20 protein-coding genes are annotated in these 22670 nt (G+C 71.5%); 8 read left to right on the top strand and 12 right to left on the bottom strand.

Features of this window, described 5'->3' with window-relative positions; genetic code table 11:
• Positions 1–26 precede the first annotated feature (26 nt).
• The 3 genes from purE to KK087_RS07455 all read left to right on the top strand — a co-directional run bounded on the left by purE (position 27) and on the right by KK087_RS07455 (position 1814).
• Complete coding sequence (gene purE, locus KK087_RS07465) at positions 27–494, top strand: 5-(carboxyamino)imidazole ribonucleotide mutase (RefSeq protein ID WP_214564765.1); 468 nt, start codon at positions 27–29, stop codon at positions 492–494.
• A 42-nt stretch (positions 495–536) separates the two neighbouring features.
• Positions 537–809, top strand: coding sequence for a hypothetical protein (locus KK087_RS07460; RefSeq protein WP_214564711.1), 273 nt, complete (start codon positions 537–539; stop codon positions 807–809).
• Positions 810–1058: 249 nt separating this feature from the next.
• Positions 1059–1814, top strand: a complete 756-nt coding sequence (locus KK087_RS07455) for a family 16 glycosylhydrolase (protein WP_250896355.1) — start codon at positions 1059–1061, stop codon at positions 1812–1814.
• A 13-nt stretch (positions 1815–1827) separates the two neighbouring features.
• Here KK087_RS07455 and KK087_RS07450 read toward each other — a convergent pair whose 3' ends face one another.
• The 6 genes from KK087_RS07450 to KK087_RS07425 all read right to left on the bottom strand — a co-directional run bounded on the left by KK087_RS07450 (position 1828) and on the right by KK087_RS07425 (position 9050).
• Positions 1828–2970, bottom strand: coding sequence for a glycosyltransferase family 4 protein (locus KK087_RS07450; protein WP_214543559.1), 1143 nt, complete (start codon positions 2968–2970; stop codon positions 1828–1830).
• A gap of 190 nt (positions 2971–3160) precedes the next feature.
• Positions 3161–4012: a dTDP-4-dehydrorhamnose reductase gene (rfbD, locus tag KK087_RS07445; RefSeq protein WP_214564709.1), complete on the bottom strand. Its 852-nt coding sequence runs from the start codon at positions 4010–4012 to the stop codon at positions 3161–3163.
• Between the two features lie 11 nt (positions 4013–4023).
• Complete coding sequence (gene rfbB, locus KK087_RS07440; protein ID WP_110892679.1) at positions 4024–5010, bottom strand: dTDP-glucose 4,6-dehydratase; 987 nt, start codon at positions 5008–5010, stop codon at positions 4024–4026.
• A complete protein-coding gene (locus tag KK087_RS07435) occupies positions 5007–6563 on the bottom strand; it encodes a glycosyltransferase family 39 protein (protein ID WP_214564708.1) in 1557 nt (518 codons plus the stop codon). Before KK087_RS07435 ends, rfbB begins: the two co-directional genes overlap by 4 nt.
• Entirely contained in the window at positions 6560–8119 is a 1560-nt protein-coding gene (locus KK087_RS07430) for a glycosyltransferase family protein (RefSeq protein WP_214564707.1), read from the bottom strand. The genes KK087_RS07435 and KK087_RS07430 overlap by 4 nt, the downstream gene beginning before the upstream one ends.
• Positions 8109–9050: a glycosyltransferase family 2 protein gene (locus KK087_RS07425; protein ID WP_214528364.1), complete on the bottom strand. Its 942-nt coding sequence runs from the start codon at positions 9048–9050 to the stop codon at positions 8109–8111. Before KK087_RS07425 ends, KK087_RS07430 begins: the two co-directional genes overlap by 11 nt.
• Positions 9051–9148: 98 nt before the next feature.
• On the opposite strand from KK087_RS07425, the gene KK087_RS07420 reads away from it, so the two are divergent.
• Genes KK087_RS07420 through KK087_RS17890 form a run of 3 tightly spaced genes read left to right on the top strand, consistent with a single transcriptional unit; the run spans position 9149 to position 12470 of the window.
• Complete coding sequence (locus KK087_RS07420; protein WP_214528362.1) at positions 9149–9757, top strand: dTDP-4-dehydrorhamnose 3,5-epimerase family protein; 609 nt, start codon at positions 9149–9151, stop codon at positions 9755–9757.
• Positions 9758–9771: 14 nt separating this feature from the next.
• Positions 9772–10635, top strand: a complete 864-nt coding sequence (gene rfbA / locus KK087_RS07415; RefSeq protein ID WP_214528361.1) for a glucose-1-phosphate thymidylyltransferase RfbA — start codon at positions 9772–9774, stop codon at positions 10633–10635.
• Positions 10636–10643: 8 nt separating this feature from the next.
• On the top strand, positions 10644–12470 hold the full coding sequence (locus KK087_RS17890) for a glycosyltransferase family protein (RefSeq protein WP_214564706.1): 1827 nt from the start codon (positions 10644–10646) through the stop codon (positions 12468–12470).
• 109 nt (positions 12471–12579) lie between these two features.
• Here the strand turns inward: KK087_RS17890 and KK087_RS07405 are convergent, their stop codons facing one another.
• From KK087_RS07405 to KK087_RS07385, 5 genes are read right to left on the bottom strand one after another with little or no spacing between them, the layout of a single operon-like run.
• The gene (locus tag KK087_RS07405) at positions 12580–13434 is read right to left on the bottom strand and encodes a glycosyltransferase family 2 protein (RefSeq protein WP_214528359.1); all 855 of its coding nucleotides are present in this window, start codon (positions 13432–13434) and stop codon (positions 12580–12582) included.
• Entirely contained in the window at positions 13431–14660 is a 1230-nt protein-coding gene (locus tag KK087_RS07400; protein WP_214564705.1) for a glycosyltransferase family 4 protein, read from the bottom strand. Before KK087_RS07400 ends, KK087_RS07405 begins: the two co-directional genes overlap by 4 nt.
• The gene (locus KK087_RS07395) at positions 14657–15772 is read right to left on the bottom strand and encodes a glycosyltransferase family 2 protein (protein ID WP_214564704.1); all 1116 of its coding nucleotides are present in this window, start codon (positions 15770–15772) and stop codon (positions 14657–14659) included. The genes KK087_RS07400 and KK087_RS07395 overlap by 4 nt, the downstream gene beginning before the upstream one ends.
• Entirely contained in the window at positions 15691–16920 is a 1230-nt protein-coding gene (locus tag KK087_RS07390; RefSeq protein ID WP_214564703.1) for an ABC transporter ATP-binding protein, read from the bottom strand. The genes KK087_RS07395 and KK087_RS07390 overlap by 82 nt, the downstream gene beginning before the upstream one ends.
• Positions 16921–16923: 3 nt before the next feature.
• Positions 16924–17826 carry an ABC transporter permease gene (locus KK087_RS07385; protein WP_214528355.1) on the bottom strand — a complete coding sequence of 301 codons (903 nt, stop codon included), beginning with the start codon at positions 17824–17826 and terminating at the stop codon, positions 16924–16926.
• Between the two features lie 189 nt (positions 17827–18015).
• Between KK087_RS07385 and KK087_RS07380 the strand changes: the two genes are divergently transcribed.
• Both KK087_RS07380 and KK087_RS07375 read left to right on the top strand, forming a co-directional pair.
• Positions 18016–18612 (top strand): hypothetical protein, encoded by a 597-nt coding sequence (locus tag KK087_RS07380; protein WP_214528353.1) that lies wholly within the window; start codon positions 18016–18018, stop codon positions 18610–18612.
• On the top strand, positions 18612–21173 hold the full coding sequence (locus tag KK087_RS07375; protein WP_214564702.1) for a hypothetical protein: 2562 nt from the start codon (positions 18612–18614) through the stop codon (positions 21171–21173). The genes KK087_RS07380 and KK087_RS07375 overlap by 1 nt, the downstream gene beginning before the upstream one ends.
• A gap of 80 nt (positions 21174–21253) precedes the next feature.
• Here KK087_RS07375 and KK087_RS07370 read toward each other — a convergent pair whose 3' ends face one another.
• Positions 21254–22540: a glycosyltransferase family protein gene (locus KK087_RS07370; RefSeq protein ID WP_214564701.1), complete on the bottom strand. Its 1287-nt coding sequence runs from the start codon at positions 22538–22540 to the stop codon at positions 21254–21256.
• Positions 22541–22670: the final 130 nt, after the last annotated feature.

The following is a 22670-nucleotide window of genomic DNA, read 5'->3' as shown; positions in this document are numbered from 1 at the left end:
CCGCACAGCCGCTCGTCTCGATCGTCATGGGGTCGGACTCCGACTGGCCGACGATGCGGGCAGCGGCGGACATCCTCACCGAACTCGGCATCCCGTTCGAGGCGGACGTCGTGTCGGCACACCGCACCCCCGACAAGATGACCCGCTTCGCCCGCGGCGCTGCCGAGCGTGGCATCCGTGTCGTCATCGCCGGCGCCGGTGGAGCGGCACACCTGCCGGGCATGGTCGCATCGATGACGACGCTCCCGGTGATCGGCGTGCCGGTGCAGCTCGCGCGCCTCGACGGCCTCGACTCCCTGCTCTCGATCGTGCAGATGCCCGCGGGGATCCCGGTGGCGACGATGGCCATCAACGGTGCGGCGAACGCCGGCCTGCTGGCCGCACGGATCATCGGCTCCTCGGAACCGGCCGTCGCCGCACGCCTGGCCGAGTACGCCGACGGCCTCGAGCGCCTGGTCGAGGAGAAGGCGGCACGCCTACGGGACTCGCTCTAGCGGTCGTCCCGGCGGTGTCCCTGGCCGCGCTACGGTAGCGGGATGCGCCGTGCCGTCCCCGTCCTCGTCCTCTCGGTGATCGCCATGGTCGCTGCGGTGGTCTGCGGGTTCGCGCTGGTCGCAGCCGGCCCGATGAACCCGGTGTCCGGCTGGTTCGGCCCTGCTGAGATGGGCTTCGTGTCGACGAAGTCGCAGTACGAGTCGATGCTCGCGTCGGTGCACGTCGCCGCGGTCGCCGCGGTCGTCACCGTCGTCGCGGCGGTGGCCGCCGTCGTGGTCGCCGTGGTCGTGCGACGTCGTCGCGCGCGGGCCTGATTCCGCGCAACGACGGCGGCGGACGACCGTCCCGGATGCCTCTGCCCGCACGCCACGCCGACTGACCAGGACTTCTCCCGGGTGCTGGGCCCTCGCGCAATACCCGTGTACTGGGGGTGCGGAGTTGTGTCAACCCCCGGGCGCAGATTGTGGACAGCAACTACCGTGAACGCCGGGCAGCCGAGAGACGGTCGCCCGGCACCCACACCGAACGGGTGCGAACAGTCACGTCAGGGAGTGACAGACCTCATGCAGAAACGCACCACCAGGAGGGCAGCACTCGCCGTCGTGCTCCTCGGAGCAGCACTCGTCGCCGGTCCGCTCGGTCAGGGGACCGCAGCCACCGCGAGCTCGGCACCGCTCGGCGACGTCGGGAACTTCAAGCAGACCTTCCGCGAGCAGTTCAGCACCGCGGCCAGCGCCAAGGGCGCCTTCGCCAAGAAGTACGCCAAGTCCTGGCAGCCGTACCCGGACGGGACCGGCGGCATGTACTACTCGGGTTCGCAGATCAGCTCGCACAACGGGTACATGGACGTCAAGCTCGACGGCAAGCACGGCGCCGCCGGCACCTTCGGCACGCCGACCGGAGCCTGGGGCCACAAGGGCGGCAAGTTCATCGTCCGCGCCAAGGCGACGGGCGGTGCCGGCAACGGCGCGGCCTTCATGCTCTGGCCGTCGTCCGATCGCTGGGCAGACGGGGAGATCGACTACCCCGAGGCCAACTTCGACCAGCAGCCGATGCTGCACCACCACTCGATGATCGCCGGTCAGGAGGCCAACGCGACGAGCCTGAGCACCGGCGTCTCGTGGCGTTCGTGGCACACGTACTCGATCGAGTGGATCCCCGGGAAGTCCGTGCGCTACCGCCTCGACGGCAAGGTGATCAAGACGATCACCTACGACGTGCCGAAGACCGCGCACCGCTACATGTTCCAGGTGGGCGACTGGGGCGACTCGGGGCACCTGTACATCGACTGGGTCAGCACCTACACGTACAAGGGCTGACCCGGTCCGACCGTCAGAGGTCGGCGTGCAGCTGCCAGGTCTCCGCGGCGGAGTCGGACCAGTCGTACATGCGTGCGCGGTCCGGCCCCGCAACGGCGAGCTGGCTGGCCAGGTGCGGGTCGTTCACGACCTGGTACACCGCCTGGGCGAGGCGCGCGGGGTAGGACTCCCGCGGTGACCGCGCGACCGTGACGCCGGCGTCCGACGCGACCTCCGCCACGGCTGGGTCGTCGGAGTGGATCACCGGAGTGCCGAAGCTCATCGCCTCGATCACGGGCAGACCGAACCCCTCGGCCAGGCTCGGGAACACGAACACCGTCGCGCGGTCGTAGACCACCGCGAGGTCCGCGTCGTCGATGCGACCGAGTACCTTCACCCGCTCACGCGACAGGCCCGCACGCTCGGCCGTGCCGTACACGTCGACGTCGCCCCAGCCGTCCGGACCGGAGATCACCAGGGGGACGTCGGCCGGTGCGTCCGGGTGGGCCATCGCCTGGATCAGGGACGACAGTGCCTTGCGCGGTTCGAGTGTGCCGACGGCGAGCACGTAGCGGTCGGGCAGCCCGAGCCGTTCCGCGCGCAGGTCGGCGTCGACCGGCAGACGGAGGCGTCCGCTCGGAGCGCCGCCGATCACGCGGAGCCGGTCGTCGAACCGGTGGATCTCGTTGAGCGCCCCCGCGACGGCGTGGGTCGGCACCACGACGGCGTCGGCGTGCTTCCACGCGCGCTTCACCATCGCCTTGTGGAAGTGGACGCCGCGCGGCGTGAGGGTCTCGGGGTTGGTCCAGGGCACGACGTCGTGGACGGTCACCACGGTCTGCCGACCCGGGTCCTGGAAGCGGTCGTGCTTGACCAACGGTGCGAGCACACTCGGCGCGTGCACCATGCCCTTGGCGATGCCGCCCACGAACCCGCCCTGCCAGGCGAGCGAGAGCTCGCGGCGGGGCAGCGGGAGCCGCTGCAGCTCGGACAGTCCCGGCAGGAGCGTCCGCAGGTGGGCCATCTCGTCGGACCCGACGGCGGAGACCACCCCGGCGACCTCGCAGCCGCTCGGCGCGTGCTCGACCAGGTGGCGCGCGAGTTCCTCGGCGTAGCGCCCGATGCCGCCCGGCACGGGAGCGACGACCTGGTCGACGATGACGTGGAGGGTGGTCATGGTGCTGTGCTCCTCGTCGTGGTTCGTGGGCCCGTGGGCGTGGGGCCGGGGGCCGGCCCCGCGCTCGGCTGCCCGACACTACCAGGGTGATCCCGACGCCCCCTGGGCGCGGTCGGTGGTCGGACAGGAGGCGCGGGTCGGGTCCGCGACGTGCGGAACCCGACCCGCGCCTCCAGGTCGAGAGCCGTGCCTACGCGGTCAACGCACCCGCCGCGACCGCAGCGTGCAGCGCGTCGCGCCAGTCGCGCATCGGCGCGAGTCCGGCGCGTGACCACCCGTCGTGCCCGAGCACGCTGTACGCCGGGCGCGGTGCCGGGCGGACGAACGCGGCGCTGTCCGTGGGCAGCACGCGCTCCGGGTCGAGGCCGAGTTCGCGGTAGATGGCCTGCGTGAAGTCGAACCAGGAACCCTGACCGGCGTTCGTGCCGTGGTAGGTGCCCGCGGGGGCGTCCCCGTCGACGAGTTCCACGATCCGGGCTGCGAGGTCACCCGTCCACGTCGGCTGGCCGACCTGGTCGGTGACGACGCTGACGGTGTCGTGCGACCCAGCGAGCCGGAGCATCGTCGCGGCGAAGTTCGGGCCGTGTGCGCCGTAGATCCACGCGGTGCGGACCACGTACGAGGTGTCCGGAGCGACCGCGCGCACGAACGCCTCGCCTGCGGCCTTGGTACGGCCGTAGGCGTTGATCGGGTCGGTCGGGGCGTCCTCGGCGTAGGGCGCGGTGCCGTTGCCGTCGAAGACGTAGTCCGTCGAGACGGTGACGAGCTTCGCGCCGTGGCGGACCGCGGCCTCGGCCAGGAGCCTCGGCCCGGTCGCGTTGACGGCGTACGCGTCGTCCTCGTGGTCCTCGGCGTCGTCGACCTTCGTGTACGCGGCCGAGTTGATGACGACGTCGTGCCCGGCGACGGCGGCGTCCACGGCCGCCGGGTCGGTGATGTCGAGGTCCGCCCGAGACAGCGCGGTGACGTCGCGGCCGGCCAGCGCGGCCTGGAGGTCCTGGCCGAGCATTCCGGCGGCGCCGGTGATGAGGTACCTGGTCACGGTGTGCCGGTTCAGCTCAGGGCCGCACGCTGCTTGAGCGGCTCCCACCAGGCGCGGTTGTCGCGGTACCACTGCACGACGTCGGCCAGGCCCTGCTCGAACGGCACGAGCGGCTCGTAGCCGAGCTCGGCCTGGATCTTCGAGATGTCGACCGAGTACCGCAGGTCGTGGCCGAGGCGGTCGGCGACGCGGTCGACGTACGACCAGTCCTTGCCGGTGGCGTCGAGGAGCAGCTGCGTGAGCTCCTTGTTGGTCAGCTCGGTGCCGCCGCCGATGTTGTAGATCTCCCCGGCGCGGCCGCGGGTCAGGACCATCGCGATGCCGCGGGTGTGGTCGTCGACGTGCAGCCAGTCACGGATGTTGTTGCCCTCGCCGTACAGCGGCACGTGCTGGTCGTCGATCAGGTTCGTGACGAACAGCGGGATGACCTTCTCGGGGAAGTGGTACGGCCCGTAGTTGTTCGAGCAGCGCGTGATCGAGAGGTTCAGTCCGTGCGTGCGGTGGTAGCTGCGGGCGAGCAGGTCGCTGCCGGCCTTCGACGCCGAGTACGGCGAGTTCGGCTCGAGCGGGCGCTCCTCGTCCCACGAGCCCTCGCTGATGGAGCCGTAGACCTCGTCGGTGGAGACGTGCACGAAGCGCTCGGTGCCGTGGCGGAGCGCGGCGTCGAGCAGGCGCTGGGTGCCCACGACGTTGGTCTCGACGAAGATGCCGGAGTCGCGGACCGAGCGGTCGACGTGGGACTCGGCGGCGAAGTGCACGATCGCGTCGACGGTCGGGACGACCTCGTCGAGCTTCGCGGCGTCGCGGATGTCGCCGTGCACGAAGGTGTAGCGGGGGGAGTCGGCGACCGGGGCGAGGTTCGCTTCGTTGCCGGAGTAGGTCAGTGCGTCGTAGACGACGACCTCGGCGCCCTCCAGGCCGGGGTACGCGTCCTCCAGCGTGCGGCGGACGAAGTTCGAGCCGATGAAGCCGGCTCCTCCGGTGACGAGGATCTTCACGAGTTCTCTTTCCTGACGGTCGGTTCGTGGGTCGGCGGCGATTCTAGCGGGCCGCTGGTGGGGTCGGCGGAGGTGCGCCACACCAGGACGACCGTCGCCACGGCCGCCGCCGCGAAGAGGACGACGACCAGCGCGATCGGGTACGGCCCCGTGAGCGTGCCTCCGGCCATCGCCGAGAGCCCGCCCGGGGTGACCCGGAACTGCGTGTTCTCCCACGCGCCCCGGTACGTCAGCCCGATGCCGTACGCACCGATCGCGAGCGAGCCGACGGCCGCCAGCCGGGCCAGGCGGCGGCGGAGCACCGGACGGACCACGAGCGCGTGCCAGCCCACGGCCTGGGCGAGCACGAGCGCGACGATCGCGACGAACAGGAACCGGCCCTGCAGCCCGTTGCCCTGGTGCGTGCCGAGGTAGTTCCGCCAGTTGTAGGCGAGCGTGGCGACGAGGACGACCGCCGGCCAGACGAGCAGGATCGTCGTCACACGACGGCCGGGGGTGCGCCTGGCGTACGACCAGCCGATGACGGCCAGCCCCACGACCGCGAGGGTGTCGAGGACCACCGGCGGCAGCGGCCACTGGTTCGCTCCGAGTGCGCCGAAGAACGACGCGGTCAGGCCGTCCCACTGGCGCCCGGCGAACGCCCCGGGGTTCGCTCCGCCCGCCGGGTACGGCTGCACGGTGGTGACGGCGCGCAGGGCGTCGGGCAGGAGCGTCCCGCTGACGAGCAGCGTCCGGACCCACCACCAGCCGGACACCGCGGCGGCGGCGACGACCACCACGCCCGCGTGCAGCGCGCGCCGGCCCCACGAGCGGTCCGGGGACAGGACGAACACCAGGACCACGAACGGGACGGCCAGCAGCCCGAGCGCGTTCAGGGTTGCCAGACCGGTCACGGCGACGGCGAGCCCCGCGGTGGTCCACCACGAGCGGTCACCGGTGAGGACGCGCGTGCTCAGCCAGACGAGCACGGCACCGAGGAGGATGACCGGGGCCCAGACGGTGACGCCGGACGCGACCTGCGCCAGCTGCGGCACCGCGAAGAGCAGGACCGGGGCGACGAGCGCGGTCCGGGGCGAGCGGGTCACCCGGCGGACGGCCGCCCACACCAGCACCGGCAGCGCGGTGACGAGCAGGACGTCGAACACACGGAGCACCAGCACCGAGGTCGCCCAGTCGTGCGCGCCGAAGCGGATGACCCGCAGGATGCCGGCGGCGACCAGCCAGTAGGTCGGCGGGTTCTGCGACATCGGGTCGATCGCGGGGGAGTCGCCGGGCACGGCGGCCATGAGCGCGTCGACCGTGGGCCGGTCGACCGCCGGGACCGGGTGCTCGACGATCTGGCGCACGGCGGCGAGGTAGTGCATCTCGCCCCCGTGCGGCCAGCCGAGCCCGAGTGCCAGCCGGAACGCGGCGTCGACGTGCGCGGGCTCGTCCGGTGCGCCGAAGGCCGGCGTGACGAGCGCGAACGTGAGCAGGAAGGCGAGCCAGGCGAGGGTCACCGTGCCGAGCAGGACCCACTCGTGGCGGGCGACGAGCGGTCGTGGCGCGCTCACGCGGTCACCTCCGGACGGCGCATGAAGCGGACGAGCAGCACCGCGGTGACCGTCAGCGCGACCGCGGCGACGGCGACGAGGGTGAAGTTCGTGCCCGCTGGCACCATGCCGTAGCGGTCGAACCGGCCGACCGCGAACTCGTCCACCCAGAAGGCGGCGTCGCGCCCGAAGGCCCGCAGCGCGTAGACGACCCCGTACAGCGCGATGGCCATCGCCGCGATCGACATCCCGACGGCGAGCCGGGTGGCACCGGCGGCGGTCACCGTCACGCGACGCCAGGCGAGGGCGCTCAGGGCGATGAGCGCGATGAGGGTGGGGTAGTAGTAGCGCCCCTGGGTGCCGGCGACGATGGTGCTCCGCACGTACCCGCCCCACCCGCTCTGCAGGTGCAGTGCGATGAGGATGACCGGGAACGACGCGAGCACGATCGCCGGGCGGAGCGACGGGCCGCGGCGGAAGCCCCACACGACGATGCCGACGAGCGAGGCGATGGTCAGCCCGTCGATCAGGACCTGGGCGAGCTGGAACTGGGTGAGGCCGCCGACGCTGCCCCAGAAGGTGCGGGTGACGCCGTTCCAGTAGTCGCGGAGGAACACCTCGGGGCTGGCGGCGGTGCCGGCCGGGAACGCCATCGGTGGTCGGGCACCGGCCATGCCGTCTGGCTGGATGTCGTGGTACACCAGGATGTTCCGCAACCACCACCACCCGCCGACCACGGCGGCGATCCCGAGGGTCCACAGCGTCCGGAGGGCGTTCCGCCAGACGGTCGCGCGGGAGCAGCCCGCGGCCATCACGGCGATGCCCACGAACGGGATCGCGGGCAGGGCGGTGCCCTTGACGAGCAGCATCGCCCCGAGCAGCAGACCGATCCAGATCGTCGTGCGGACCCGGAGGTCACCGGTGAGCAGGCGCACCACGAAGTAGACGAGCGCCCCGGCCAGCGGCAACATGAGCGCGTCGTTCGTGACCGAAGCGCCGATCGAGGCGACCTCGGGGAGGGCGAACACCGCGGCACCCCCGACCAGGGCGGCCCGGGGCGACCGGGTGAGCCGACGGACCGTCGCCCACGCCAGGAACGGCAGCGGCAGGACCAGCAGGGCGTCGAAGAGCCGGAGCGCCATGACGGCGAGGTCCCAGCGGAGGTCCTCGAAGTGCACCAGGTGCAGCACGCCGGCGGCCAGCGCGTAGTACGTGGCGGGGTGCTGCGACATCTGGTCGATGCTCGTCGGGTGCACGCCAGGGAACTCGCGGAGCAGCTCGCCCCACGTCGCGTTCGCGTCGGTCGACTGCCGCATGTTGCTGATCTGCGTGTCGTGCACCGCGTTCAGGTAGTGCATGGCGCCGGGCTCGGGCCAGCCGTCACCGACCGCCAGGTGCAGCACGGCGTCGACGTGGGTCGGTTCGTCCGGGGCCTTGTACGTCGTCGTGACGACTGCCCAGACCGCGAGGACGGCGGCGAACGCCACCGTCATCGCGATCACGAGGATGCGCTCGCGCCGACCGACCGCGGGTCGGACATCGGAGCGCGACACGGCCGGGGCCGTGTCAGTCGCCATACCGCTGCAGTTTCTGCAGGTCGAGCTGCTCCTCGGCCAGCGTGCGGTTGAGGCGGGTGAGGTCGGCCACGACGCCGATGACGATCGACAGGAGTGCGGTGATGAGCAGGACGACGCCGAGGATGATCGACTGCAGGTGGTTGCCGCCGGTGTTCATCGCCAGGAGCACCAGGTACCGGATGAGCGGCCAGAGCCCGAGCGCGCCGAGCACCGCGGCGACCCAGAGGAACAGCGCCATCGGCCGGTACATCAGGTAGACGCGGGCGATCGCCGAGCCCGACTCGAACATGTGCTGGAAGATGTTGTTGAAGAGCCGGGATTCACGGGTCTTCGGGTTCGTCGTGATCGGCACCGACGCGATCGCCAGGCGCTTGTAGCCGGCCTGCACGATGGTCTCCATGCAGTAGCTGAAGCGCGTCACGATGTTCAGTCGGATCAGCGAGTACTTGGAGTACGCGCGGAACCCGCTCGCGGCGTCGGGCAGGTCGAGCCCGGCCGCGCGGCTCGCGACCCACGAACCGAAGCGCTGCATGAGCTTCTTGAAGCCGGAGAAGTGCTCGATGGTGCGCGTCTGCCGGTCGCCGATGACGATCTCGGCTTCCTTGCGCAGGATCGGCTGGACGAGCTCGGCGATCTGCGCCTGCGGGTACTGGTTGTCCCCGTCGGTGTTCACGACGATGTCCGCACCGTGCAGCAGCGCGTAGTCGACGCCGTCACGGAACGAGCGGGCGAGGCCCATGTTCGTGGTGTGGTGCACGAAGTGCTTGACGCCGTGCTCCTTGGCGACCTCGACGGTGCGGTCGGTGCTGCCGTCGTTGATCACCAGGATCTCGATCTCGTCGATGCCGTCGATCTCCCGCGGGATGGAGTCGATGACGCTGGCGAGGGTGTTCTCCTCGTTGAGGCAGGGGATCTGGACGAATAGCTTCACGGGCTCGCTTGGTCTCGTTTCGGGAGTCGCAGCGCAAGGGGCGCGGGGCACAGAACCATGACAGCCTATGCGAACTCACGGCTTGCTAGGCTTCCCCGGTGCAGATCCGCGAACTGAAGATCCCTGGCGCGTGGGAGTTCACGCCCGTCCAGCACGGCGACGCACGAGGAGCATTCCTCGAGGCGTACCGCGCCGACGTGCTCGAGGAGACCGTCGGTCACCCGCTCGACCTCCGCCAGGTGAACATGTCGATCTCCGCGGCCGGTGTCGCCCGCGGCATCCACTACGCCCTCGTCGCCCCGAGCCAGGCGAAGTACGTCACCGCCGTGCGCGGGGCGTTCATCGACTACATCGTCGACATCCGCGTCGGGTCGCCGACGTTCGGACAGTGGGACTCCGTCCGGATCGACGACGTCGACCGCAGGGCCGTCTACCTGTCCGAGGGGCTCGGCCACGCGATCGTCGCGCTCGAGGACCAGTCGACCGTGAACTACCTGGTCAGCGCGCACTACAACCCCGAGCGCGAGAAGGGGATCACCATCCTCGACCCGACGGTCGGGCTCGACCTGCCCGAGGGCCTCGGCGAGCTGGTGCTCTCCGAGAAGGACACCAGCGCCCCCACGCTCGAGGAAGCCGCGGCACAGGGACTGCTGCCGACGTACGAGGAGTGCGTCGCGTACACCGAGTCGCTCCGGACGAAGAAGTAAGGGACGGGACACCGATGAAGGGCATCATCCTCGCCGGCGGTTCCGGCACGCGCCTCTGGCCGATCACCAAGGGCATCAGCAAGCAGCTCATGCCGATCTACGACAAGCCGATGGTCTACTACCCCCTGTCGACCCTGATGATGGCGGGCGTCCGACAGGTGTTGGTCATCACGACGCCGGAGTACAACGACCAGTTCCGGGCACTGCTCGGCGACGGCTCGGCGCTCGGCATGGAGATCCAGTACGCCGTGCAGCCGTCGCCGGACGGCCTCGCGCAGGCGTTCGTCATCGGCGAGGACTTCATCGGCGACGACAGTGTCGCGCTCGTCCTCGGCGACAACATCTTCCACGGCACCGGCCTCGGCACGAACCTCCGGAAGAACACCGACGTGCAGGGCGCGACCATCTTCGCGTACCACGTGGCCGACCCGAAGGCGTACGGCGTCGTGGAGTTCGACGACGACTTCACAGCCGTCTCCATCGAGGAGAAGCCGGCCGAGCCGAAGTCGAACTACGCCGTCCCCGGTCTGTACTTCTACGACAACAAGGTCATCGAGATCGCCAAGACCATCGAACCGAGCGCCCGCGGGGAGCTCGAGATCTCGACCGTCAACGAGCGCTACCTCGAGGCCGGCGAACTCGGCGTCCAGGTCCTCGACCGCGGCACCGCCTGGCTCGACACCGGCACGTTCGAGTCGATGATGCAGGCGTCCGAGTACGTGAAGGTGATCGAGGACCGCCAGGGCTTCAAGATCGGCTGCATCGAGGAGATCGCCTGGCGCAACGGCTGGATCGACGACGCGCAGCTCGCCGAGCTCGCCGCGCCGCTGGTCAAGGGCGGCTACGGCGTGTACCTGCAGCGACTCCTCGGCGTCTAGTCACGCGCGTGGCAGCCGGTTCGGGTTGGTTCGGTCGACGCCGCCGTCCGGACGTGACGGCCTCCGGCCACCCCGGCCTGGAGGCCCGTCCCGCGTCCGTGACGGCGGCGTCCGTCGTTCCCGTGGCCGGGTTCCCGGGCCCGCTGCCGCAGCTGGACCACGACGTGACGGTCCTCGTCACGACCCGGTCAGACCGGCACGCCGAGGTCGCCCGACTCGTTTCGGTCGCCCGTGATGCCTTCGGCCGTGGGGTCGACGTCCGGGCCGTGAGCTACGTCGCGGACGCCTCGCCGATCGACCCGTTCGGCCGTCGGCTGCCCTGGGCCCGACCGGAACCCGTCGACGGCCTCGGCTCGGCGATCAACGCCGGTACCGCTGGCGGCGTGGGCCGGACGCTCGTCCTGCTCGACACCTCGGTCTCGGTCGAGGTGCCGGCGCTGCACGCCCTCGCGGCGGCGGGCTCGGTCGCCCAGGCCCGGGTCCGGATGCCGGACGGCACGATCCGCTCCGGTGCCCGGCTGCTGCGCCCCGGCGCCCTGCCGTGGTCGGACGACCGCGACGGCACCGTGACCGACGATGCCACCGTCTTCGCGGCGGACCAACCCGTGCTCTCGGTGCCGGGGGCGGCGCTGGTGCCGGCACCGCGCCTCCCGGACGAACGCATGACGCTGACGGCTTGGAGCCGCGCGGTCGCCGATGCCCACGGCGGACCGGTGCGCGTCCTCGGCGAGGCGACCCGCTCGGTCGAGGCCGGGCGCACGGTCGACGCGGCGACGGTCGACGCGTTCGCCGCCTGGCGCGACCGCGAGCCCGAGGGCGACGGTGTCCTCGCCGGCCCGCCGTTGCCGCCGTGGGGCGCCCGGCCGGTGTCCCCGAGCGCGCGCGTGACCGGTGGCGGCGACGAACACCTCACCTGGTCGCTCAAGATCGCGGCGCCCGCCGGGCCGGAGGGCGACGGCTGGGGCGACGTGCACTTCGCCGCCGAGCTCGCCGGGGCGCTCGAGCGGGTGGGGCAGCGCGTCCGGGTCGACCGGCGCGACGCCCACGTGCGCGACGACGACGCTGGCGACGACGTCACCCTGGTGATCCGGGGCCTCGACCGGGTGCCGCCGAACCCGGCCTCCGTGAACCTGCTCTGGGTGATCAGCCACCCCGACGACGTCTCGGACACCGAGCTCCGGTCGTTCGACGCGGCCTTCGCTGCCGGGCCGGCCTGGGCCGCGGCAGCCGCTGCACGGTCGGGGGTGCCGGTCCGCACGCTGCTGCAGGCGACCGACCCCGTGGTGTTCCACCCGGGTGGGCGGGCGACGACGAGCCCCGATGCCGACCGGGTGGTGTTCGTCGGCTCGACGCGCGGCGCGGCACGGCCGGTGATCGCCGATGCCGTGGCGCTCGGAGTCGACCTGCGCGTCCACGGCCCGGGGTGGCAGGGGATCGTCCCCGACGCAGCGCTCGGGGAACCGTCGCTCAGCCGGGCCGAGGTCGCGACGGCCTACGCCTCGGCGCGTGTGGTGCTCAACGACCACTGGCCGGACATGGCAGCCGGGGGGTTCGTGTCGAACCGGGTGTTCGACGTGCTGGCGTCCGGGGGAGTCGTCGTGACCGACCCGGTGGCCGGGCTGTCCGACCTGCTCGACGTGCCGACCCTGGCGGTGGCGGGCTCCCGTGACGACCTCGCCGCGCTGCTCGACCCGTCGCACGCCTGGCCGACTGCTGCCGATCGGGCCGCCGTGGCCGAGCGCATCGCCGCCGAGCACTCCTTCGACGCCCGCGCCGCTGTGCTGCTCGCCGCGGCCCGTGCCGAGCGCACGCCCCTGCACCCCCGCCGCCCCTGACACCGTCGGGTGTGCCCGGTCCCGCAAGACACCGGTGTTCGCGCTCGGAACACCCGCAGACCGCGGTGCAACACGTGAACACCGGTGTTTTGCGAACAGGCCGCCCGAGCTACTTGCGTGTGACCCAGCGGGCGCGGAGCGACAGGCCGGCGTGCAGCACGACGCGCAGCGGCCACAGCCACCACGCCCGGTACTTCCGCGACAGGAACCGGTACGCGCTGCGGTGGTGCTCGATCTCCATCCGGCGCCGGTTCGACGACGTCGAGTGTGCCCCGGTGTGCGTGACGACGGCCGTGGGCACGTAGACGTTCGCCGAGCCGGAGCGGCCGACGCGCTGCCCGAGGTCGACGTCCTCGAAGTACATGAAGTACGACTCGTCGAACCCGCCGAGTTCGCGGAACAACGACGTCCGGATGAGGAAGCACGCGCCGGAGAGCCAGCCGGCCTCGCGTTCGACGACCTTCGTGGTGGACCAGTACCGCTGGCTCCAGGGGTTCGCCGGCCAGAACCGCGAGAACGCCGCGTGGCCGAGCCCGGTCCGGAGCGAGGGGAGCTGTCGAGCGGACGGGTAGGTCTCGCCCTGGTCGTCGAGGATCCGGGGCCCGAACGACCCGCCGGACGGCAACCGGTCGGCGGCGGCGACGAGTTCGTCGATCGAGCCCTCGCCGAGCACGACGTCGGGGTTCGTCACGAGCAGGAACTCGGGGCGCACGTCGGGCAGGACGTCGTCGAGGGCACTCAGGGCCGCGTCGATGCCACCGCCGTACCCGCGGTTGCCGCCGGAGGACACCACGACGGCGCCGTACGACTCACCGATCGCCCGGAGCGCGTCGATGTCTGCCGACCCGTTGTCCGCGATGACGACGGCGACGGGGTCCTTCGACGCGCCGGCGACGCTCGCCAGGAACGGGCGGATGGTCTCGCCGGTGTTGTAGGTGACCGTGAGCACCGCGACCCGGATCACCGCGCACCCCCGGCGACGGACTCGTAGGCCTCGACGTGCACGGCTGCCGTGGCCTCCCAGGTGAACGAGGAGGCCCGGGACAACGCGGCCGCCCGGTGCGACGCCACGAGCGCGGGATCGTCCAGCAGCGCCGTCATCGCGGACGCCAGCGCGGTCGCGTCGGGCTCGCTGTAGACGGCCGCGTCGCCGCCGACCTCGGGGAGTGACAGCCGCCGGGTGGTCAGGACGCACGCGCCGGAGGCCATCGCTTCGACCACGGGCAGCCCGAAGCCCTCCCCGAGGGACGGGTAGACGACGAACTCGGCACCACCGAGGAACCCGGCGAGGTCCTCGAGCGGCAGGTAGCCGGCCTCGATGACGAGGTCGGTGGGCTGCAGGGCGTCGAGTCGCGCGATGGCCGACTCGTCCCACCCGCGGGCCCCGGACAGGACGAGCCACGGGGTCTCCGAGCCGGCAGCTGCGCGAGCGGCGCGCACTGCGGCGTAGGCGTCGAGCAGTGCGGTGACGTTCTTCCGCGGCTCGATGGTGCCGAGGAACGCGATCCACGGCGCACCCTCGGGCAGGGTGGCCGCGATGCGGGCGTCCTCGATCGCCGCGACCTCTGGCTCGTGGAAGACCGTGCGGTCGACGCCGAGCGGGGCGACCCGGACGTCGGCGCGGATGCCCCGGACGACGCGGGCGGCCTCGGTCGCGGTCGCGGCGCTCGGCACGACGACGACGGGCCGGGTGCGCAGGGACCGACGGCTCCACCAGGTGAAGAACGTGCGCTTCAGGCGCGAGTGCCACTCGGGGTTCGAGAAGAACGTGGCGTCGTGCAGCGTGACGACGGACCCGCCGCGCCAGCCGAACGGGAACGTGTAGTGCGGGGAGTGCAGCACCTGCGCCCCGAGCCGACGGCCGAGCGCCGGCAGCCCGGTCTGCTCCCAGAGGAAGCGCAGCGGCACCGAGTCGGTCCACGACGGCGCCGTGTGCACGGTCGCGTGCGGCGCGATCGCGCGGAAGTGTGCGGCGTGCACGGGGCGGACGACCAGGTGGACGTCGAGCGACGGATCGGTCAGGTGCGACACGACCCCCTCGACGTAGCGTCCGACCCCGCCGAGGGCCTCCGGTACCGCGGTCCCGTCGACGAGGACGGTGAGCTGCGGCACGCGTGGTTCCTTCCGGGCGGTGACGTCGTGGCCGGGGCCGTCGACGGGGGAGCGTCCAGGATAGCCCGCTGCGCTCATGCGCCCGGGTCCACGCTGCGGCGCGGGACGGACGCGCGCCGCGTCTCGCGGAGCCGCCGCGCGAGGTGCACCGGAAGGGTCCCCGCGACGTCCACCAGCGCGTGCAGGACGAGCCGCGCCTCCCGGCGGGTGCGACCGGAGGCCAGCCCGCGCAGGCCGCGCGCCAGGGTGCGGGCACCCGCCCGTGCGACGGTCGGCCACGGGGCGTGCCAGAGCGCGACGACGATGCGGTTGCGGGCGTTCCGGAAGACGAACAGGTCGCTCTGCACGCCGGACGACGCCGAGTGGTCGTGCTCGACGACCGCGTCGGCCGCGTGCTCGATGCGCCATCCGCGGCGGCGCAGCCGCCAGGCGAGCTCGGTGTCCTCGTAGTACATGAACAGGGACTCGTCGAGCAGGCCGACGTCGTCCAGTGCCGTGCGCCGGAGCGCGGACGCACCGCCGGAGAAGCCGAAGACGTCGACGTCGGCGACGCGGTCGACGGGCGCGAACCAGTCGCGGTCCATGCCGTTGCCGTCGCGGTCGACGCGGACGCCGGTCGAGTTGAGCCGGACCTCGCCGTCCGCCGACGGCGTCCAGCGACGGCCGTCGTGGTCGCGCAGCACGCGCTGGCCGTGGGCGGGCTCCACACCGGCCGGGAGGCCCGTCCAGCGTCCGGCGAGCACGATGCGGCCCGTCACCGCGGCGACCTCGGGCCCGGCGTGCGCCAGGTGGTCGCGGAGCGCCGCGACGAAGCCCGGCCCGGGCACGGCGTCGTTGTTCAGGAGCACGACGACGTCGGCGTCCGTGTGCCGGATGCCGGTGTTGGCACCAGCCGCGAACCCGCCGTTGTCGTCCCGCGCGATGACGGTGGCGTCCGGGAGCGCCTGGCGGAGCACGGCGACCGAGTCGTCGGACGACCCGTTGTCGACCACGATCACCTCGTCGGCCGTGCCCTCGGAGAGCACGGCGCGGACGGCCGCGGTGGTCAGGTCGGCGCGGTTCCAGTTGACGACGACGACCGCGGTGCGCAGCGTGCCGTCGACCGGGGTCAGTCGAGCTCCTCGATCGAGGGCTGCGCGTAGACCGTGCCGACGGCGTTCTCGAAGGCGGGGACCTCGAACGAGTCGCACTCCGGCATGTCGTGCAGGTGGCGGCCGGCGGAGTCCATCATCGACACGTTGATGAAGTACTTGCCGGTGCCGAACGCGGTGTCGGCGATCCGCAGGCGGAGCTTCCGACGACCGTGGAGCGGATGGAGCGTGAGCCCCATGATGCCCGTGGTGGTGCCGTAGACGACCTGGCCGGCGGCGTTGTTGATCTGGACCGCGGCCTCCCAGTCGGCGATGCCGTCCAGGTGCTCGAACTCCATCTCGACCACCAGGTCGTCGCCGGGCATGACCTCGGCGCGGGGCTCCTTGCCGTCGACGCGCACGCTCGCGCCGAGGACCTTGCCGCGACCCACGGCGACGTCGGTGCTCGTCTCGCCGAGCCGGCGCTCCTCGAGGACCTCGCGGAACATGCTCACCGCGGCGACCGGGTCACCGTCGTGCAGCACCTTGCCCTTGTTGAGCAGGACCACGCGGTCGCACATCTCCTGCACCTGGCTGAGCGAGTGCGTGACGATGATGATCGTCTTCCCCGCCTCTTGGAAGGTGCGGATGCGGTCGAGGCACTTGCGCTGGAACGCCTCGTCACCGACGGCCAGGACCTCGTCGACGAGCAGGACGTCGGGGTCGGTGTGCACGGCCACGGCGAAGGCGAGTCGCACGTACATGCCCGATGAGTAGAACTTCACCTGGGTGTCGATGAAGTCCCCGATGCCCGAGAACGCCAGGATGTCGTCGAACTTCTCGTCGGTCTGCTTCCGGCTGAGGCCGAGCAGGCTCGCGTTGAGGTAGACGTTCTCGCGGCCGGACAGGTCGGGGTGGAACCCGGCGCCGAGCTCGAGCAGGGCGGCCAGGCGACCACGCCGCGAGACCGTGCCCGACGTCGGCTGGATGATGCCGCCGATCGCCTTGAGGAGGGTCGACTTGCCGGAGCCGTTCTGGCCGATGAGCCCGACGGTGGAGCCGGCCTGGATCGACACGGTGACGTCGTCGAGGGCCCAGAAGTCCTGGCGGTGCTTCCGGCCGGCGCGGCCGAGCGTCACGATGCGCTCACGCAGGGTGTTGTCCTTGCGCACCGTGAAGCGCTTGCGGACGTGGTCGATGACGATGACGTCGGGACGCTCGCCGGTGTCCCCGGTGGTCGTCGGGGCGACGGGGGTGCTGATGGCCATGGTCTAGAGCTCCTGCGCGAAGTTGCCCTGCAGGCGGGAGAAGATCCGCTGCGCACCGATGAGGAGCACGACGCCGATCACGAAGGCGATCGCGAGACGGAGCAGCAGGTGGTCCGGGTAGACGACCTTCGCCGGGTCGTGGATCCAGATCGCGTTCTGCATGCCCAGGACGGACAGGGTGAGCGGGTTGTTCGTGTAGACCGCCAGGATCCAGTCGACCTTGAGTCGCGCGACGACCATGGAGTACGAGTACACGATCGGGGACGCCCACAGCAGCACCATGAGGCCGACGTCGATGACGAACTGCACGTCGCGCAGGTAGACGTTGAGCGCCGAGAGCACCAGGCCGATGGCGGCGCCGTAGACCAGGATCACCAGGAGCGAGGGGATCAGGTAGAGCAGCCCCTCGTGGAACGGGAACACCCCGATGACGACGGTCGCCGCCAGCAGGATGGCGAACTGGATCGTGAAGTTCACGAGGGCGGCGCCGACGCTCGCGAGCGGGAAGACCTCGCGCGGGATGTAGACCTTCTTGATCAGGCCACTGTTGCCGACGATCGAGCTGGTCGACCCGGCGACGATCTCGCTGAAGAGCGTGTAGGCGGTCAAGCCGGTGAAGACGTAGATCGCGAAGTTGTCGATGCCCTTCGCGGCTCCGAGCACCTGGCCCATCACGAAGTAGTAGATGAGGAGCTGGGTCAGCGGGCGCACGAGCGTCCACACGAACCCGAGTGCCGAGTCCTTGTAGCGGGCCTTCAGGTCACGTCGGACGAGCATGCCGAGCATCTCGCGCTGCCGGAAGACGTCGCGCAGCTCGCGGAAGGTCCCGCGGAAGGCGCTCGTCGGAGCGCCGATCACGACGAGGGGTTCCGCCGCGAGCGCGGTCATGCGGGCTTGGTCGACCATACGTCTCTTCGTTCGTGGGGGCAGGACCGGAACAGCATACTCACCGGGCCCGCGCGGCGGGGTTGGGCGACGGTCGTCGTGCACCCCGAGTGGGGGTGATTCCGGCCGATCCAACCCTCAACCTTCACTTTCGAGTTACCGTTGTTGCAACCCGGACCCTTGTCAACATCCACAGGACGGCCCGTCAGCATGCTCCTCGCATCCAGGCCGATCGCTGCGTTCGCGGTGGTCGGTGCACTCAGTCTCCTCTTGGCCGGTTGTTCCGGTGGTGGCGACGACGCCACCCCGTCGCCGTCCGCCTCGCGCACCCCGAGTGCGACCCCGACCGACGACGACTCGGCGACCACCGCCCCCACCGACACGGCCTCGACGCCGACGGACGGTGCGTCCGACGACGGTGACGGCGGCAGTGCCTCCGACGACGACACCCCCGGCGCGTTCCCGGGCAGCGGCGCGACGAACCAGCCGGACACCGACCCGTCGTCGTTCCCGGCCACGGCCGTCGTCACCTACGCCGGCTGGGACACCGGGTCGAAGACGCTCCAGGCCGGTGGCCTGGTCTCCGGCACCACCGACACGAGCGGGAAGTGCACCTTCACCGCGACGAAGGACGGCGTCACGCGCACCGCCACGAGCACCGCGCAGGCGAGTGCCTCGTCGGTGAACTGCGCGCAGGTGTCGTTCCCCGCGGCGAAGGTGCCGAGCGGCACCTGGTCCGTCACCCTGACCTACGCCGTCGGCTCCGCGTCGACGACGTCCGACCCCCTGACCGCCGAGGTCCCGTGATGCGTCCCACCCGTTCCCCCCGCCCCGACCGACCCGTCCGTCGGTCCTTCCGGAGCTCGTTGGCCCTGGTCGCGTCCCTTGCCGTCGCGGTGAGCGGCCTGACCTTCGGCACCGTGCTCGCGGAGCAGGCCACGACCCGGTCGGCCTCGGCCGCCGTCGCCTCGGACTTCGACCCGGGCAACATCATCAGCGACGCGAACTTCTACAACGGTTCGGCGATGAGCGCCGCCGCCGTGCAGTCGTTCCTGACGAGCGTCGCGCCGAACTGCCGCAAGGCGTCCGGCGGCCCCGCCTGCCTGAAGGACTTCTCGCAGAAGATGAGCTCCATCGGCGCCGTCTCCGGTCGGTGCAAGGCCATCGCCGGCGGCACCAAGACGGCCGCGACGATGATCGCCCAGGTCGGTGCCGCGTGCGGCATCAGCCAGAAGGTGCTCCTCGTGCTCCTGCAGAAGGAGCAGGGCATCGTCACGACGTCCTCGCCGACGTCCTACATGTACCTGCACGCCACCGGCTTCGCGTGCCCGGACACCGCCCCGTGCGACCCGGCGTACTACGGCTTCGGCCAGCAGGTCTACGCCGCCGCCCTGCAGTTCAAGCGGTACCAGGCGTCCCCGACGTCGTGGGCGTACCAGGCGGGCCGGACGAACTCGATCCTGCTCAACCCGAACTCGGCGTGCGGCCGGAAGTCCGTCTACATCCAGAACCAGGCCACCGCCGGGCTGTACATCTACACGCCGTACACCCCGAACGCCGCCGCCATGTCGAACCTCTACGGCTCCGGCGACAGCTGCTCGGCCTACGGCAACCGCAACTTCTGGCGCATGTACACCGACTGGTTCGGTGCCGCGGCCGGCGGCGGCAACCCGTACGGCGACGTCGACTCCGTGACCGCGACCTCCACCTCGTCGATCACCGTCACCGGGTGGGCCGCCGACCCCGACACCACCAACGCCCTGCGCGTGGCGTTCTACGTCGACGGCGCCGGCACGAAGACCGTCACCGCGGACAAGACCCGCAGCGACCTCGCCGGCACCCTCGGCGCGAACAACACCAGGCACGGGTTCTCGGCCGAACTGACCGGGCTGAGCCTCGGCAAGCACTCCGTCTGCAGCTACGCCATCAACCAGGGCCGCGGCGCGAACACCCTGCTCGGCTGCTACACCCGGACCATCACGAGCGCAGCGCCGAAGGGTGTCCTCGACTCGGCGACCGGCGGCGTCGGCACGATCTCGGCGAGCGGCTGGGTCCTCGACCCCGACTCCTCCAAGCCCGGCTCATGGAAGATCCTCGTCGACGGCGTGAGCAAGGCCACCGGCACGGCGGACAAGACCCGCACCGACGTGGCGAAGGTCTACCCCGGCGTCGGCAGCACCCTCGGCTTCTCGAAGACGATCGGCGGCATCAGCGCGGGCAAGCGCGCCGTGACGCTGTACGTGATGGACAAGCCCGGCACGAAGTACGTCAAGGTCGCGTCGAAGTCGGTCGTCGTCGACGCCCCGACCACCGGCAAGACCGGCAAGACCGGAACGGTGCGCGGCTCGTACGACTCCGTCACCGGTGGCGTCGGCACGGCCACGGTGCGCGGCTGGGCGATCGACCCGGACGTCTGGGACCCCGTCAAGTACAAGATCCACGTCGACGGCGTGAGCACGAACAGCGGTGTCGCGGACGCCACGCGCACCGACGTCGAGGCGACGCACCCGACGTGGGGCTCGGACGTCGGCCTGACGCTCCGGCTCACCGGCCTGAAGGCGGGCAAGCACACCGTGCGGGTCTACTTCCAGGACCTGCAGGGCGGCAAGTACGTCAGCTTCGGCACGAAGACCGTGACCGTGAGCGCCGCCTCGACGGCCGAACCCGACGCGTCCGGCACGACCGGCAAGACGGGCAAGACCGGTTCGGTCAAGGGTGCGTTCGAGTCCGTGGTCGGCGGCGTGAACAGCGCCACGGTGCGCGGGTGGGCGATCGACCCCGACGTCTGGGACCCGGTCGCGTACAAGATCCACGTCGACGGCGTCGCCATCGCCCCCGGTGCGGCGAACGCCAAGCGGACCGACGTCGAGGCCGTGCACCCCGCGTGGGGCTCCGACGTCGGACTCTCCCTGAAGATCCCGGGGCTGAGCGCCGGCACCCACACGGTGCGGGTGTACTTCCAGGAGCTGCCGAGCGGCACGTACAAGAGCTTCGGCACGAAGAGCGTGACGGTCACCGACCCGCCGACCACCGGCAAGACGGGCAAGACCGGCTCGGTCAAGGGCCTGTACGAGTCGGCCACCGGCGGCGCGGGCACCGTCACGGTGGCCGGCTGGGCGATCGACCCGGACGTCTGGGACCCGGTCAAGTACAAGATCCACCTGGACGGCGTGGCCGTCTCGCCGGGCACCGTCAACGCGACCCGCACCGACGTGCAGGCCGTGCACCCGGACTGGGGTTCCGACGTCGGCCTGTCGCGGAAGCTCACCGGGGTGAAGAAGGGCACGCACACCGTGCGCGTCTACTTCCAGGACCTGCCGAGCGGCACCTACAAGAGCTTCGGCACCAAGACCGTCACCGTGCAGTAGACGGTCACCACGACGGACGGGAGGCCCGGTACCAGCTGGTACCGGGCCTCCCGTCCGTCACGTGGTCGCGTCGACGGCCGTCAGCGGCGCACGCGCCGCGCCATCAGGCCCACACCGTGCAGCAGGCGGTACTCGGGGGAGCGGGTGAGGCCCTCGAAGCGGGCCGCGATCTGGTCGCGCTCCGCCTCGGCCAGTCGGCGGGCGGTGTCGTACGCGCCGACCTGCTGCTCCGACGCGACCAGGCGCGCGTTGATGTCGTGCACGCCGGCCAGGTGGACGTCACGGTCGTGCTCCGCCTGCCGGAGCGTCTCGCGCTGCGCGGTCGCCCAGCGGAGGAACGCGCTCCGCCCGCCGCTCCGACCCGAGGCGGCTGCGACGGCGGCGTCGAGCGAGGGGCCGACCTGTTCGGCACGGCTGCGGAAGGAGTGCCGGTCGACGACCACGGCGCGCAGCCGGGCGACCAGGGCGGTGCGCTCCTCGCGGGGCATGGCGAGCACGCGCTCGAGCGAGTCGGCGTCCTCGAACACCGGCACGTCGGACAGGCCGAGCTCGTCGAGCCCGAGCGCGCAGTCGGTGACGGGCAGCGCGCCCGACGCGAGCGACTCGTACAGGCGGGAGTTCAGGGTGCCGTACTCGGCGGCCGGCTCGATGACGTCGTCGACGACGAAGCCGGCGGCACGGTAGACCTCGGGCAGGGCGAAGTAGGACACGGCCGGACGGAGCTCGACGCCCGCGGAGGCCTCGACGTGGTCGACGTTCGCGGCGAACCAGACGATCGGCTCCGCCGGGGCGACCTCGGCGAGCACGTCCTGCACGCGCCGACGGACGCCCCAGAAGTTGACCGTCGTGACGGCGCGGTCGGTGCGCTCGCGCGGTTCGGGCACGTCCGTCGTGAACAGCTCGGTGTCGACGCCGATGGGCACGACCTCGACGGGGCCGGTGTAGGCCGCCGCGATCGCGTCGCGGGCGGTGCCGGACGACGTCCAGACGGCGTCGAACTCGTCGAGGTACGGCAGAGCGGCCCACCGGGCGGTCCAGTTGCGCACCCACGCCACCAGGGCGGTGCCGGCGGGCACGTACCCGGGGACGAACGACTCGATCATGCTGACCACGACGGCCGTGTCGGCGGGGAGCTCCTCACCCCAGCGCTCGAGCGGCCACATCGCGACACCCCAGCCCTCGGCCCGGAGCGCCCGCGCCAGGCCGAGCGCGACGAACAGGTCGCCCTTGCCCTCGGCCGGGTCGGCGGTCGACACCGCGAAGCGGATCGTGCCGCGGGGGCCCTCGGCGTGCTCGTCGGCCGCGAGGGCCGCGTAGTCCTCGCGGAGGGGAGAGGACATGGGGGTGCTCGGGATCACTGCGGTCACGCACGCCATTCTGCACGAATCCGCAGCGCCGACAGGGAGTCGCTGGGCGCGCCTTGTAGGGTGTCATCGGCCCGCGGCACCTCGCTGGCCGAGCCATCGATCCGCGCCCGGTGCGCGGCAGCTGCTGGAG

The organism is Curtobacterium aurantiacum (genome assembly GCF_018598555.1).
Lineage (GTDB): Bacteria > Actinomycetota > Actinomycetes > Actinomycetales > Microbacteriaceae > Curtobacterium > Curtobacterium aurantiacum.
The sequence above is the reverse complement of the archived record's forward strand: the minus strand, read 5'-3'. Positions and strand labels throughout refer to the sequence as shown.

Coding starts and splice junctions, on each gene's coding strand:
- KK087_RS07430 (WP_214564707.1), bottom strand. CDS start 8,119: ATGGCGACTGACACGGCCCCGGCCGTGTCGCGCTCCGATGTCCGACCC.
- KK087_RS07385 (WP_214528355.1), bottom strand. CDS start 17,826: ATGGTCGACCAAGCCCGCATGACCGCGCTCGCGGCGGAACCCCTCGTC.
- KK087_RS07380 (WP_214528353.1), top strand. CDS start 18,016: ATGCTCCTCGCATCCAGGCCGATCGCTGCGTTCGCGGTGGTCGGTGCA.
- KK087_RS07400 (WP_214564705.1), bottom strand. CDS start 14,660: ATGAGCGCAGCGGGCTATCCTGGACGCTCCCCCGTCGACGGCCCCGGC.
- KK087_RS07450 (WP_214543559.1), bottom strand. CDS start 2,970: ATGACCACCCTCCACGTCATCGTCGACCAGGTCGTCGCTCCCGTGCCG.
- KK087_RS07375 (WP_214564702.1), top strand. CDS start 18,612: ATGCGTCCCACCCGTTCCCCCCGCCCCGACCGACCCGTCCGTCGGTCC.
- purE (WP_214564765.1), top strand. CDS start 27: ATGGGGTCGGACTCCGACTGGCCGACGATGCGGGCAGCGGCGGACATC.
- KK087_RS07455 (WP_250896355.1), top strand. CDS start 1,059: ATGCAGAAACGCACCACCAGGAGGGCAGCACTCGCCGTCGTGCTCCTC.
- KK087_RS07390 (WP_214564703.1), bottom strand. CDS start 16,920: ATGGCCATCAGCACCCCCGTCGCCCCGACGACCACCGGGGACACCGGC.
- KK087_RS07460 (WP_214564711.1), top strand. CDS start 537: ATGCGCCGTGCCGTCCCCGTCCTCGTCCTCTCGGTGATCGCCATGGTC.
- rfbA (WP_214528361.1), top strand. CDS start 9,772: ATGAAGGGCATCATCCTCGCCGGCGGTTCCGGCACGCGCCTCTGGCCG.